We start from the raw sequence: 14964 nt of genomic DNA on the forward strand, positions 1-14964 counted from the left end.
TTATCAGACGTTGTATTGAGACCTAAAGCTATAGCTATTGCCTCCAAGCTTCTGCTGAATATGACTATATTGGACATCCGCTATCGAAATGGGCTTCAGTGCTTGTTCGTACTTCCCTCAGAGATTTCGGGTGCTTTTCGATGACGGCTTATCTTCCGACCTGTCTCACAAATTCCAGATTCGTATAGTCTCACTGCTGACACATGGGAGACTCTGTGCGATCAGCCTGGATTCAATTTCATCTTCGATGTCCCATTCTTCTGCTCTGTCTACTGGGAATGACGCCTGGCGTTGCAGCCCAAACGGCGGGCGGTTCTGCGCTGCCTGCTACAGACTCTGCTGGCCCTATCACAATCACTGGACAGGTGATCAATGCAAGTTCCGGCTCGCCCGTCGCTCGCGCTCTTGTCCGCTTCACTGGCCGGGCGATGCTGACCACGTACGAAGGAAAATTCGAGTTTGATCAGGTCACCGATCCGACGGGCTTTGTGCAAGCCACCAAACCCGGCTTTTATGCCAGCCTCGAGCCAGGAGGCTCGTCGGGAGTCTATCTGCAGGCGAGCCATGCTACAACACCGTTAGTGCTGCGACTCTATCCTGAAGCCATCTTTACCGGCACGGTAACGGAACCCGATGGTGATCCCCTTAGCCATGTCCTGGTGAGCGCCCGCAGGAGCATGTTCAATGGTTCCAGCCATACCTGGATACCTGTTGCCCAGACGCAGACCGATTCGCATGGCCGTTTCCGATTGCCTGTGCAATCGGGAGACTACAAGCTGGTCTCCATGTACGTTTCTCAAATCAACGGGACAGATAAAGCTGTTTTGCCAGTGACTGTTCCCGCAGAAAATTCATCTAGCACATCAGGTTTTATCCATATTCGAAGCGGTGAGGAGCAACGCTACGATCTACATCCGGCGACGAGCCGCGCCTATGCTGTGACTGCCACTTTCGATTCCTCTGTGGGGGGTGGCTTTCCACGAATCATTGCACGGTCGAGCAATGGCAGCACGATCTCTCTGCCTGTCCATTTTTCGCGTCGCGAAGACGAAAACGCTGTAAAGATGGAGCTTCCCAGCGGCACGTACACCCTTACTGCCAGCGTGAGGGCGCCCGACGGGATTGTAGAGGGTGAGACAAGCGTAACGGTGGCGGACCGCGACGTCGCAGGCGTCGTCTTTCACCTTGAGCCTGCGCCGACACTGCCGGTGGAGCTTCAGGTGGATGGGGCTGCAACGTCTGATAATCCGCAACCAAATCTTATGCAGTTTGGGTTGATGCTGGAAAATAGCGAGTCTGATCCCGAAAATTTCAACTCTTCTATTTCGCTGACGCCGCAGAGAGAAGCCGCTACGAGTTTCACGGCGTCTTCTGGAAGCTATCGTCTTCGCGCGCGCAACGACCAAGGCTCCTGGTATATCAAATCAGCCAGCTATGGAATCTCAGACCTTCTGCAACAGGCGCTTGTGATCGCTCCGGGCGCCAGCGGCACACCTATCCGAATCACAGTGAGCAATCAGATGGCGAGTCTTCAGGGAACGTGCACGCTCGGCGGAGTTCAGGCGGCCTGTTGGGTCTATCTGATTCCGACGACTCCCAGTGCGGCTACTGTCTTTACCGTGCGCAGCAACGAACAAGGCATCTATAACTACGCTCATCTGCCGCCGGGGAGCTATCAGGCCATTGCATTTGAGCAGATGCATTCTGTCGATTATGGGGATGCGGCCGTACTTACTCCTTTTGCCACGCATGTTCGTGCTGTCACGCTGAACGCCGGAGAGAAGCCCACGCTCGATCTGGAGACGGTTTCCGAGACGGAGATGGCTCCATGAAACGGACTTCCCTGCTGCAATTCCTCATTTTTTCACTTGTCGCCAGTGCATCTTTTGCAGTGGCACAGACTAAGGCTGCGGCTGCAATCTCCTATCGCATTACAGGGATTCTTGTCAGCAGCGCCGACGGCGCACCCATTCCGCACGGCCACCTGACGGCCACGCTGGTTCCCCGAGGGGCAGACGGAGAAGGAGATCAATTCCCTTCTCCGCTTGGAACGTTCGATGCCGATGAACATGGCCGGTTCTTGATTTCTCTGCCTTCGGCTGGAATGTGGCGGGTGGTGGGGAGCGCTCGCGGATATGTCACGCAAGCCTACGACGAGCACCAGCTCTTTTCGAGTGGCATCGTGTTGACGGCTGCTTCGCCTGTCGCCGACCTTCGCTTTCAACTCCCGCCCGAGTCCGTCATTACAGGCAAGTTGATGGACGAGGCGGGCGAGGCTGTTCGCAACGCCCAAGTCTCGCTGTTGGCCATTCCTCCACCAGGGCCAGATTCCAGCCAGCCAGCCGCTCGCGCTCGTGCCAGCACTTCAACCGACGACCGCGGCTCTTACGAGTTCGATGGGCTACAGCCAGGCGACTACCGCATCAAGGTGCAGGCACAGGTCTGGTATGCCATCGCCGCACAGCAAACCGCATCGAATGCGGAGTCCGATCAGCATCCGTTGGATCCGTCGCTGGACGTGACCTACCCGCTTACGTGGTATCCCGGCACCAGCGACTCGTCTGAGGCCGAAACGCTGACACTCCACGCGGGAGACAGCCGGCAGGCAGACTTTCAGCTTGCCCCTATTCCGTCCGTCCATTTGCATATCGTGCCAGAGGTGAGTGCCGATGCGAATGGGCGCCGCATTCAGACGTATCCAATGATTGAGCGAATCTCTGACGAGGGCAACGACTTCGTTCCCGTCTCAGCGCACATCGGACCGCAGGGCACGATTGATGTAGGCGGGCTTGCTCCGGGACAGTACGAAGTAAGAATGCAGGGGCCGGGGCAGACCATCAAACCTGCCATCATTGACCTGACGGAAGGCTCTACTCAGACATTAGATATGAGTGCAGCGTCGGCCATGGCCAGCGTCTCGATTCATCTCGACGGCCTCGCTGGAGCTGATGTCGGTTCGGTCAGAGTCAACTTCATTGATCCCGAGAACGGACGCAATGTCGCGCGCGATAATGCAGGCGGCTATTTCCTCTCCGGCTCACTTTTACAGCGGCGCAGACAGGACGCATCCGGCCAGACGATTGAAATACCGCCAGGACGTTACGAGATTGTGCTGGCAGGCAGGCCAAACCTCTACCTTACTCGAATTACAGCTCAGTCAGCCCAGGCCAACGGCCGATTTGTCACAGTGCCTAGCGGCAGTTCGACGCTAACCTTGCACATCGCTGATGGCCGATCCACGCTCACCGGAATCGCAATGATGCAAGGTAAGCCATCGGTCGGAGCAATGGTTCTTCTGATTCCGGCGACACTTGGCGAGCCGGATAACCTCAACATCATCCGCCGCGATCAGACCAATACTGATGGCAGCTTTGAGTTGAACAATGTGCTGCCCGGCCAGTACATCCTGTTCGCGATCGACCATGGCTGGGAAATCAACTGGAAAGATCCTTCGACTCTTCGCGGCTACATGATGCACGGTACTCCCGTCGATCTGACTTCGATGCAAAAGTTAAAGGAAACCGTTGAAGCACAAGCTCCATAACTACTTGGCGGCGCATCCATTTTCGGTGTAATTGTGTTAGATTCAAAAAGGTGGCACGATCGCGGAGAGATGGCCGAGTGGCTGAAGGCGCACGCTTGGAAAGCGTGTATACCGCAAGGTATCCAGGGTTCGAATCCCTGTCTCTCCGCCATAACTTCCGTAAGCTATTTATAATCAATATAACTATAGCGATATTAGGCACTTAGCCGATACTCTTCAAGTATCGTTGACAGCCATTTGTGCTATGTTTAGCCCCTCTGATGGCTAAGATCTAACCGAACCAGTCTCGGATATAGACAAGCGGGTGGCAATCAAGAAGAGCCATGGTAGGTTCCTGCACAAAAAAATTAGCTACCCTGCTGGATAGTCTCATACAGGGCCTTTGTTCCGGCGGGTAAACATTAGCATGAGAACAATTTTCAACGCTTCTGTCGTTGTGTAGGTACATAGCTAACGTAAGGGCACGATCTCTTTAAATAGATGCTTACTTTAGAGATTAACTAGCCTGTTAGTTCGGTGAGGTATGTCAGCCGAAAAGGGCGTCCTGTTTTACGGTATGCAATCGCTGCCACATAGGACTCAAAGAGCTCGACATTGCTTAGCGTCCAGAATTTCGCAACAGTTCTATCTTGATTGGAATATACAAAGCTCCGCGTGTTTGTAGATTGAGATAGTAGCCAAGAAGAACGCGAAGTGCACCACGCGCGAGAATGAACGATTATTCTAAATATTCGTAATGAAAGCGCGTAGCCCGAGTGTTCCTCGCTAGAACGAGATTTACAGAATTGCGTAACTATAGATTTCGACTACTTACAACTTCTGAATCCACCGGGTAATCGTTAAACCATCACATCAGTCTGCACGCTTTTGTAGGTTGTCAGATGTAGTTAGCTATCCTAGAGGGAACAGCGTGGCCTGAAATTAGCTTTAGGCCTTCTCGGCTTAAAGCTTTGTCGCATTTTTTGCGACTAGCTATTTCCCGTCGGGTTTATAGCAGTACCGAGTCAGATTTTGCTCGACTAAGTAAGTGGATCAATATTTAATGCTCCTCAACGCATGTTCACAAGAGAGACTGGGGGCTCAATCGCAGCAATGGATGAAATCGAAAATGCCGGGATGAGGGATTTGATCTTGCTGGCGGGACCTACACAGTCGACAGAAGAGCAACGCCTCTTAAAACTGGCGACATGGATGGGTGTCTCGACCAGGGTTGTGGCAATTCCGGAAGAACTGACTGTTCAGCAGTGTTTCCTCGACGAACTCCAGCGTGGTCCATGCTGTTTCGCGATGAGTGCAGCGACCCTTGCTGACCTGCACGCGGGTTTAACGGCGCTGCAACAGCTTCTCGATGATTCCTGCGCGGAATTGCTGGTCTTTGGGTGCAGCGACTCACAAGAGCAAACCACTGCACTCTCGTGGCTTACAGCGGGAATAGTTTGCGGAATAAGTCAGGTGGAAGGCCCAGATATGGTCTTTGCTTTGCCACGGGAAGCAATAGCCTTCAGCCGACAGCTTACCGGCCTTAGTTTTTCCCTGCAAAAGAGCGAGCCGACACCTGCTTTTCAATTACACAATGGGGCGTCCCTTCCCGGGACGATCATAACGGCGAACAATCGTCCGATCTTTATCCAACAAGCCCGGGGGACGAGCCGGATCTTTCTGCTGGCTGGGCGTTCTCTGCCGGATATTAACGAGCCGGTGAACCGCAATCATGAGATCCAGGAGCACTATGACCGACTGATCCCAGTTCTAATTTTCCTCCGCTACTGCTTCAAAGAAAGCTGCTGGCAGGGCCCTGAACCTACGGCCCGCCTGATTATCGACGATCCTTTGCTCACTGCGCGATATGGCTTCCTCGATCACGATGTCTTGGCTGCATCCATGCGGCGCAGTAACTACGGAACATCCATTGCTTTTATTCCCTGGAATTACTGGCGCACTTCCAGAGAAAGCGCTGCGCGGGTTCTTCACAAAAATTCCAACCTCTCGATCTGTATTCACGGCTGTGATCACACGAACAAGGAGTTTGAAGCGCATGACCAGACGCTTCTCGACAGGAAAGCCGGCCTGGCAGTACGAAGGATGGAGCTTCAAAGGAAACGCACTGACAGTGTTTTCGAACATGTGATGGTGTTTCCTCAAGGCAGATTTTCCATGGCGGCGATCCCGGCATTGCGCGCCAACAACTATCTGGCAGCGGTGAACACAACCTGCTTCCCGACAGACTCGGAGCCGGATGACCTCCACGTCGGCGATTTTCTCCGGCCGGCCATTACACGATATAACGGCTTCCCACTCTTCCGGAGACATTATCCTCGAAGCCTTTTCGATTTAGCGTTCGATCTCTTCCTCGGCAAACCGGCGCTTGTGGTGGAGCATCACGAGTACTTTCGGGATGGCACCGGAACATTGGAGAAATTGGTAGCTGCCTTATACCAGATCGAGCCGAATTTAACATGGCCTACGCTCACTTCACAGCTAACCAAAAGCTGTCTGAGGAGGAGCCTTGCGAATGGTTCAACGGAGATACAATTCTTCACAAGAAGATTCCAATTAGTCCGTCGCGACGCGGAGGCAAACCATTTTCTACTTAGAAAACATGAACCAGATTCATCGGCGATTCAGATGGTACTGGTTGATGGAAACAGAGTACCATTCACTTTCGAAGGAAGCTTTTTGAAACTGGAAGTGCAAATGGATGCCGGTCAGTTACGGAACATCGAGATCGTGGATAGCCAGATAGCTAACCAGCATCTGAAGGGTTTCGGAATGGCTCACAATGCGCGCGTTCTGGTGCGCCGAGAGTTGTCCGAATTCAGGGATAATACACTTTCGAAGCACAGTGGACTGCTGAAGGCCGCCAAAAGAGTGGCCCGAGGAATGAAAGTTACTGGAGATACTTAACCGCGAAATAGGCGATTTGAGGGCTATGAAGAAATCTATTTTGAGACGTCTGGCGAATCGCATGCTGGGGATGATCGCTCGATTTGCGCCAGGAGCAACGACGGTGCGCCCGTTCCTTCATCGGTTGCGCGGCGTTCGCATTACCGGCCAGGTCTTTATCGGTGACGATGTTTACATCGAGAACGAATACCCAGAATGCATCGAACTGCACGATGGCGCGCAGATATGCCTCCGCTCCATTCTCCTAGCGCATACGCGCGGAAGCGGACAGATCGTTGTTGGGAAAGATGCATTTGTAGGGGCCAACTGCGTGCTGACGGCTTCACCCGGGACCGTCCTCACGATTGGAGAGGGTGCTGTCATTGCCACATCTTCTGTGATCGCATCCAACGTGCCGCCTTATACGCTGTTCGGCAACGAAAAGGCCAAGCCGCTCGCGACCATCACTGTGCCTCTCACGATGGATACTTCGTACGAGAGTTTTCTGTGCGGGATTCGACCGCTACGGAAGCCTTGAGTCTCACACCTGCGCGAGCTCGTCAGCAACTCAATCCGCCATCGACCACCAGAGTTTGCCCTGTGATGAAGCTCGCTTCTGGACGTAGCAGAAAGCATATTAACGGCGTAACGTCGGTCACCGATCCGAGCCGGCCGATAGGGGTTCGATTCATGATCTGCCTGCGCTGTGCTTCCCCAAGGCCAGCTGAGAGTTCGGTTTCCAGGTAACCGGGAGCAACGGAGTTGACTGTGACACCGCGCCTGCCGACTTCTCGGGCCACTGATCTCGTGAGACCATCCATACCCGATTTCGACACGGAATATGCTGCAAGCCCGGTGTACCCTCTCGAGCCAACAATAGAACTTATGTTGATAATGCGCCCGCCATCTCCATGCCGAATCATGACTCTCAGAGCTAGCCTGCTAAGGCGCAAGGCGCTTAGAAGATTAACATTTATGATTCGTTCGGAGTCCACATTTGGAAATGTGGCCAGGATTCCTTCTCCCGTGATCGCGGCATTGTTGACCAAGCCATAAAGCCCGTCATCCGCAGCCCAATCCATGACATGATCAAAAAACGTCTGCTCTTCCTCTTCGATCCCCATCTCCGATGCGGTCCAGAGAAACCCGCCTGTTGTTTTGTAAGACGATTCCAGTTTGTCGATCTCGATTGTTTTCTTTCGGCTGCATGTGGCTACGCGATATCCCTGGGCAAGCAAACTGGAGACGAGTTCCAATCCAAGTCCTCGGCTTCCTCCCGTGACAATAACAACCTGCCTGTGATTTGGCGTCATCGCTGCCTGCACTTCTTGCCCGACAAGTTGATAGGAATTTCTGGCACGAATTTTAGAATTCTCGGAACTTTGAAATTCTCCAGATGGAGCTTCGCAAATGAATAGATGGCCTGCCGGGCCTGGTCTTCGTTGGTGTCGGATGAGATGACGACTTCCGCCGAGACTATCGCGCCGCTGATAGGGTTCTTCTGGCCGAAGACGCGAATCTCTTTTACAAGAGGCATCTTCAGCAAAGCAGCTTCCACCTCTTCCGGTCTCACCTTGGCTCCTCCCACGTTGATAACATCATCGGCCCGGCCCCTGAAGACTACACGATCCCCGATCTGCTCAACCAGATCGCCTGTGACCATCCACCCATCCTCTGTCCGTACTTTCACGATGGGATCAGTCAAATATTTCTCCATTGTGCGTGGACTTCTGACCTCAAGTACATCGCCCCTGATTCTAAGTCCGATTCCTTCAATATCCTGATCGAGCCACTTTGCTGGAAATCCTGCATGTCCGTCCTTAACGGCAAAGAGCGCGCCCGCCTCTGTCGAGGCATAGATGTGGGTGATTCTGGCCGATGGAAAAGCATCACGCAGCATGTCTATCGTGACCTGATCGACGGACTCTCCCCCAATCGTGATCTGCTTTAGCGGGATATCTCGGCCCTGGTTTTCCAGAACCAGCAAGATAGCCCGCCAGAAGGTTGGGGTTCCGCTCACATGGCTCGGCTGATGCTTCTGCAATGAGTTGGCCAGGTTAGCCACCGTCGGCACACTCGTTCCAACTAACTCCGATTCGCTGATCATGGCTGTGAGAAGTACTTGCAAACCGGCGAAACTGGCGGGGTGGAACGTCAAAAGCCAGCGCGCTGATTCCTGCTTCACGTTTGCTATTCGGCCCAGAAGCGCTGGCAGCGAGTGGATCGCAATTTTGGGCTTTCCTGTTGTTCCCGAAGTTGTCAGCAGAATGCGAGGACCATAGGCTCGCGCGACCCCTCGCCCCCAGGGGAAACAGTGTTTGATCGACAATTTATCGTCGAGCACCACCGACACATCCCATGACTGCCAAACGGGATCGTCCTCGCCATAATGCTCACGAAGTAAGAGCAAATCGCAGCCACACAACTGACAAGCCACCAGTGCTGCCACGATTTGATCCGCACATTGCGATGTCAGGGCAACGCGACATGCCGGAAATGTTGCAAGCACCTCTTGCAATCTTGCGGCAGCGCGACCAATGTCGGTTCGCGTGAGAGAGACCCCGTCCTGGATGATGAATCTCCGGTCATCCGAGCGAAGAAAATCTTCCAGGCCGAGCAGCGCTGAATCAGTCTGCATACATGCCTGCTAGCTCCCCCACAGTGCGGAAGTTTCTAAACCCCGCCTTGAATGGATCTTTTCTGGTGGCTTCCTGCATCTCCGTGATAAGTACCGCCAAATCGAGCGAGTCTATCTGAATATCCCCACCCAGAAGTCTCATATCGTCCTGCAGATGAACTTTATCCTGACCCTTCTGGATAAGGATTCTGTTGAGACTTGATTCCATATAACTACGCGCTTCATCCAACGTCATTAAGGCCGTCCTTTCCCGCATCCCACGGTCTGGGAATTACTATCCATGGCGTGACGCAAGCTATGGATAAAGTTTCCCACAATCAATTGGGAGGGCGAATCTTTAGCAGTAGCAGATATCTTTGCAGCGCCTCGTAAGGCTGTCTAGTCGTGGAAGCAAAATTTACAGTCAATCTCTTTCGCCACTTTACATCAGGTCAGCGAATTCAGGGACAATAGAATCAGGATAAGGTCGACAGCTAAAGTATCAGGATGATCCATTCCTGGCCCAGCGACGGCATGCGTCAATTGCCTACAGAGGAGATATGGTGGAAAGCACTGGAGTTTTATTTGTCCTTTAAACCAAAAATGCTCGGCAATTCACCGAGCGTTTCGGGTCTCTCTGGATGAGTTAATGAATCCGATCTTATGGACCATGATCAACTGTCAGCCAACCTCGGGATATATAACGAACCAGCAACGGCAAATCCCTGTTGATCTTCTTGATTTACAGAGCGGACTACATTGCCTTCAAACTTGAGGTCGGGTCCAGATGAGTGGGGCTGCGAACCGGGCATCGCTATTTCCAGTTCAATATTGACGTTCAGGCCAAGCCTGGCCGTGCTCTCAACGAAGACCCCGCTGATGCTGATATCACGAACAATGCCGAATGCCTGATGTATCTGCCCGTCGACGCCTAGCCAACGGATAGTGGCTGCCGAATCGAAGAGATACCTGGTAGCCTTTCGTCGCTCATTCGGATGTAATTTGGAGTATTCCGTGAAATCTGCGATTGACTGGTTATCGTCAGTCTCGCGCCGCTTCTTTCGTCGTCCAATGCTTTCGGTGGCGTTGAATGCAAGCATCATTGTCGGCAGTGAAGCCTCTCCGGGTGTTTCTGGTGGAATACTACCTTTTGACTTTTTTGTATTGGTCATCAGTTAAACCCTGCAAATAGGTTTCCAGCCTCACTGCATGAAAGCTTGATATCTGATGCACGGGGTGGCTCCAAGCAACTTTCGCTTCTTTTCAATCTTCAAGGCCGTATGGATCGACCTTCAACTCTGCCAAACCTTGCGCTGCTCGCTAACCGCAAACCGCTTTTAAACGATCCGTCAAGATCCATGTCCGATGCGCCTGGACAATTTATCCGCTCATTGGCCGACACCAGGCTTCGGTTCCGGGTGCTCGAAGCTTTTTAGCCCGGATTTCATAACCTTGCCTGCACTATTTTTGGGAAGCGCGTTGAGCTGGATGATTTCTTTAGGAAGGTAGTGGAGCGGCAAGCGCTCGGCACAAAATGTACGGAAGCCCTGCAGAAACTGATCATCGCTACGGTCCCTTGGAACAACGAAAGCCCTCAGCGCTTCCCCGGAGATGGCATCTGCTACTCCGACCACAGCTACCTCCAGCAAGCCAGAAAACTCCAGCATTTGTTCCTCAAGGCCGCGGCAACTGGTGCGTGTGCCACCAATCTTTACGAAGTCCCTGGCCCGATCGACAATATTGATAAATCCATCCTCGTCGACAGTTGCCAGATCGCCGGTATAAAGCTTGCCCTTGCGAAATGTGGCTGCTGTCTCTTCCGGCTCTTCCCAGTAGCCCATGGCAATATTCGGGCCTTCGGCAACGATCTCACCTAGTTCATTTGCGCCAACCTCGTTGCCCTGTGCATCGACGATAGTGAGCGTCACTCCTGGGATGGCTCTGCCGATCGAGCCCATTTTTTTTTCAAGCATCTCAGGGGGGACGCAGGATAGGCGAGCGGTCGCCTCCGTCTGACCATACATCACAAATATTTTTGTATCAGGGAGCGCCTGGCCCAGTTCGCGGATGAAAGCCGGCGCCATGTGCCCTCCTGCCTGCTGCACATAGCGCAAATACGGAAACTTCATCGTATGGATGTTCGAACGGCGCAGCAGTATCTGGTAGTGACTCGGAACCCCGGCGAAACCTGTGCACCGGCTGTTCCTGAGATGTTGCAGAAAAGCTTCGGTGTACATGAAGCGATTGTCTAGAACCAGCTTGCCACCTACTGCCAAGTGAGTGTGTAACAGAGATGTCCCGAAGCAATAGTGAAGTGGCAACACCGTAAACATGCTGTCATTTTCTGTTAAATTCAGGCACTCGATAATGGACTTGGTATTGGAGACAATATTACCGTGGGTCACCATCACGCCTCGTGGCTTTCCTGTCGAGCCTGACGTAAACATCAGCGCAGCCACATCGGAAGAGGTCAAACGAGGAAATTCGGCTTGTCTTGCCTCGGAATACAGCAGATGCTCAAAAACATAGACCTTTCGTTGAAAAGCATCCAGCGAGGCTGGCGCCTGGCTCACAATGCATGTCTGCGGTAAATCGGCAGCATTGCGTGCCAGAAACTTTGTGTCGACAAAGGCGAACTGTGCTTTGGTGGATTGCACAACAAAACCAAGATCCTGGCCCGAGGTGCTCATCGGCAATGGTATGCAGACCAATCCTGCTCGAAGAATAGCGAGATAGCTCGCTACCCAGAAGTATGAGTTGTCGGCAATCAGCAGAACGTGATCGCCCTTGTTTATTCCAGACGCCAGCAAAAACGACGACAACTTGAGCGAAGCAGAATCCAGATCGCCAAAGGTCCACAAATCATTACCAGACTCCAGAGCAATTCGGCTGGCGTCTTTTCCCTCGAGCAGGTACCCAGCTACGCCTCCCGAGGGAAACGGCAGTGTGCAGGCTGAACCGCCAACGACTGTCGGAGCATAAGCAATACCGTTCGAATCGCTAAAAACCTGGTTGAGCATAAGAACTTTCTCGCTCTAGCTTTTCAATACGTCAACGTAGCTGTCGGTCTCCTTCATCTTCCCCATCAACACTGGGGGAGCATGAAGATATCGCGCGGCGGACCGGGTGGACTCGATCTGGGAGTAGACGCGGGCTGCCTGAGCTTCGGTCAAGCCAGCCGCGGACGCAATCTCGGCGGGTGAAATGCCGTGATTAAGCCCGTACATGCAGAGGTCCATTTGCGGGAGTGGGAGCGAAAAATAAAACTCCTCCTGCGACTGTTCGAGCGAGTACGTGTCGGTCGTGCAGGGCCGCTGCTGAATCTCCTCAGGCACTCCCAGATAGGCTGCGAGCTGATACACCTGTGACTTATATAGATGAGCGATCGGCTTGAAGTCCGCCGACCCATCGCCATTCTTGACGAAAAATCCTTGATCGTATTCCAACAGGTTAGGGGTCCCGGCAACCGCAAAATGAAAGCGGTCGGCGTAGTGATACTCCATCATCTTGCGAGCACGCTGCTTGAAGTTGGTCGCAGCAACAACACCAAGATAGGCCTCCGGGGTGAGACGGACTTTTTTCACCGTGCCATCAGGCGCATGAGCCACCAGTGAAAATATCGCATATTGTTGTCTCTCAGAGACGGCCGGAAGTACGATCTTGCTCTTCCAGTTCTTTTCATATTCGGGGATGACAGTCTGAATAGCTTCATCCCTCCGTTCATAACAACGCGCACCTTGTAAGATGCCGGTGATGTCTTCGAGGTAGGAGCGTACGCCCAGTTCCTGGGCGACCATGCGCCCTAAGCGCAAACTCGTCGGGGATGAGTCCGTCTCCGGCATGAAGACCAGGGCGACGCGATCTCGGCCCAGGGCTCGTGCGCACAGGAATGCAACCACGCTGCTGTCTATCCCCCCTGAGACCCCTACTACCGCTCCTTGCCTTTTGAATTGGCGAAATACAACGTCCCGGATAGACTCCGCAAGGCGATCGACTTCGGCGGCAGCATCAATTTTTAACACGTCAGAGCTAATTGACAATTCAGTCACCATCTTTGTCTCCAGATTTAAAATATGAAAAAGCAGTCTTCCAGCATTTCTGGTTCACGTCAAAGGTCTTACTCTTCTAGAGGCAAGGATTGCTTCGGTGAGCTTCCTTGAAAATTGCCTCCGGGTTAGAAAGAAAACTCCGGCAAACAGAGTTGCTTTATCAGAAGACGATGAGCGAGAGTCTCAATGGAACGTGCCTCCCGACCAGTTCCCTGCAACGTGGTCAGCCGTACTGCCGTCCAGCGCCTGCATCGAGATGCCTGGATAGCCCGCCAGAACGTTGGGGTCGGTTATGGTAAGTAACAGCGAGCCTGTTGTGACGTCGATCATGCTGATCAGGTTTCCGCGCACCTCGCCACGGATGTAATCGCCCTGGTTCACTGTCGACCAGGTTGTATCGATGATCAAAGGCGTGATCGTGCCGTTGATGACGGAGACAATCCTGGTTTCGGCCACACCAGGAGCACCCGTTAGATTGACGTCGGCAATGTACATCGAGTCAACGGTATCGGAAGCCCGGAGTTCCGCTGCATTGTCGCCCAGTAGGTCTTCTGCACCGATCTGTATCTGCGACCACTGGTCGTTGGGCAATGGCCCAGCAGCAACATAGTGCTCCTTTGAAGGTGGAGTTCCACCCGCAGGATAGGGTTCAGTCTGTTGGCTGACAATCTGGATTGGACCGTGCCCTGGCCCAATGTGCCAGTTTGATCCCAGGTTCAGAGCGTTGGCCCGGTTAAAGTTATCGCTCGCAACTTGCTGTAGCGTCAAGGGAGCAGCGATGTCGCCAGTGGCCCAATTGGCCAGAGTGTAATTATTGACACTGACGCTGCCCGCCGAGTCTACAAGCCCTGGATAACCGGAGGAGATAGTGTCTTCCGTCACTGTGAGCAGCGTCGAAGAGGTCGTCCGATCTGTCATAGTGATTACGTTGCCCTGAATCGAGCAACGAACGGTATCGCCTTGATTTACAGTGGCTGTCGATGAATGAGCGAGAACAGAATTATCTCCCCCCACGTCGATGAGAATAGAAACGGAGGCGTTCCCCGCGCCCGTGTTATAGACGGCGCACGCGTAATGCGTATCGTTTGAGGTCATGCGAACGGCAGGGCCTTCATATCCATTACCGCTGGCCGCGACAATCTGTACTTCACTGTATTGATCGGCCCCCCAGGTCATCCCGCCGTAATACATCTCCTTGCCGATCGCAGGACTAAGCGCCGTGGATTGCACCTGACCATTAATCACCTTGAGAGCTCCATTATTCCCTCCTAGAAGAGGCGTCCAGTTCGGTCCGAGCGTGGGAGAGTTAGAACGGCTGAAATTGTCGTTGGCTATCTGAGACATGGTGGACGGAAGAACGATGACGTTGGCGGTCGCTGTCAGGCTTCCGTAGGTAGCGGAGATTGTTCCTGTAGCAGAGAACGTTACACCGCCTGTACTTACTGCGAAGCTCGTAGTCGTCATTCCCGCAGGAACCATCACACTTGGCGGGACACTGATAACTGCAGGATTGCTACCAGTTAGAGTTATGGTCGCTCCGCCCGCTGGCGCAGGCGCACTCAAGGTCACGGTACCAATGGAAGTGTTTCCATTGACGACTGTCGTAGGATTGAAACTCAGCCCGACTGCTGTAGGGATGCTGGGCAGGAGGGGGAAGTTTGCATGGGTATAGTCGACGATGAAGTCGTCGATATAGGAGACTGCTCCTGGTTCGGGGACGGATCCGGAGTTACCTAGTCGAATTGCCTGTACCGGGACGTTGAAGGCATCGGTGAAAGTTACTGTGCCTATAAGGTTCAGGGACTTGTCATAAACACTCATGGTTCCCTGACTGTTCTGGGTCCACTTCATGGTGATCCAATACCAGGTGT

Annotated in this window: 10 protein-coding genes, 1 tRNA gene and 1 pseudogene; 5 read left to right on the top strand and 7 right to left on the bottom strand. The window is 53.1% G+C overall.

Annotated elements, in window-relative coordinates:
* The first annotated feature begins 215 nt into the window (after positions 1-215).
* From GSQ81_RS19375 to GSQ81_RS19395, 5 genes are all read left to right on the top strand, one after another.
* A complete protein-coding gene (locus tag GSQ81_RS19375) occupies positions 216-1832 on the top strand; it encodes a carboxypeptidase-like regulatory domain-containing protein (RefSeq protein WP_158912442.1) in 1617 nt (538 codons plus the stop codon).
* The gene (locus tag GSQ81_RS19380; protein WP_158912443.1) at positions 1829-3544 is read left to right on the top strand and encodes a carboxypeptidase regulatory-like domain-containing protein; all 1716 of its coding nucleotides are present in this window, start codon (positions 1829-1831) and stop codon (positions 3542-3544) included. The genes GSQ81_RS19375 and GSQ81_RS19380 overlap by 4 nt, the downstream gene beginning before the upstream one ends.
* A 63-nt stretch (positions 3545-3607) precedes the next feature.
* Positions 3608-3695: transfer RNA gene (locus GSQ81_RS19385), tRNA-Ser, on the top strand.
* 941 nt (positions 3696-4636) lie between these two features.
* Entirely contained in the window at positions 4637-6448 is a 1812-nt protein-coding gene (locus GSQ81_RS19390) for a hypothetical protein (RefSeq protein WP_158912444.1), read from the top strand.
* Positions 6449-6473: 25 nt separating this feature from the next.
* Entirely contained in the window at positions 6474-6965 is a 492-nt protein-coding gene (locus GSQ81_RS19395) for an acyltransferase (RefSeq protein WP_158912445.1), read from the top strand.
* Between the two features lie 22 nt (positions 6966-6987).
* Here the strand turns inward: GSQ81_RS19395 and GSQ81_RS19400 are convergent, their stop codons facing one another.
* The 7 genes and pseudogenes from GSQ81_RS19400 to GSQ81_RS19905 form a co-directional block, all read right to left on the bottom strand.
* On the bottom strand, positions 6988-7740 hold the full coding sequence (locus tag GSQ81_RS19400) for an SDR family NAD(P)-dependent oxidoreductase (protein WP_158912446.1): 753 nt from the start codon (positions 7738-7740) through the stop codon (positions 6988-6990).
* The gene (locus tag GSQ81_RS19405) at positions 7737-9065 is read right to left on the bottom strand and encodes a class I adenylate-forming enzyme family protein (RefSeq protein WP_158912447.1); all 1329 of its coding nucleotides are present in this window, start codon (positions 9063-9065) and stop codon (positions 7737-7739) included. Before GSQ81_RS19405 ends, GSQ81_RS19400 begins: the two co-directional genes overlap by 4 nt.
* Positions 9055-9300, bottom strand: a complete 246-nt coding sequence (locus GSQ81_RS19410) for an acyl carrier protein (protein ID WP_158912448.1) — start codon at positions 9298-9300, stop codon at positions 9055-9057. The genes GSQ81_RS19405 and GSQ81_RS19410 overlap by 11 nt, the downstream gene beginning before the upstream one ends.
* 418 nt (positions 9301-9718) lie before the next feature.
* Positions 9719-10216, bottom strand: a complete 498-nt coding sequence (locus tag GSQ81_RS19415) for a PilZ domain-containing protein (protein ID WP_158912449.1) — start codon at positions 10214-10216, stop codon at positions 9719-9721.
* Positions 10217-10432: 216 nt separating this feature from the next.
* Positions 10433-12064, bottom strand: a complete 1632-nt coding sequence (locus tag GSQ81_RS19420) for a class I adenylate-forming enzyme family protein (RefSeq protein WP_158912450.1) — start codon at positions 12062-12064, stop codon at positions 10433-10435.
* Positions 12065-12079: 15 nt separating this feature from the next.
* Positions 12080-13096 (bottom strand): NAD(+) synthase, encoded by a 1017-nt coding sequence (gene nadE, locus GSQ81_RS19425; protein WP_158912451.1) that lies wholly within the window; start codon positions 13094-13096, stop codon positions 12080-12082.
* Between the two features lie 180 nt (positions 13097-13276).
* Positions 13277-14964 (bottom strand): annotated as a pseudogene (locus GSQ81_RS19905) (hypothetical protein); the annotation flags it as partial.

Origin of the sequence: Granulicella sp. L56, assembly GCF_009765835.1 — a bacterium.
Taxonomy (GTDB): Bacteria; Acidobacteriota; Terriglobia; order Terriglobales; family Acidobacteriaceae; genus Edaphobacter.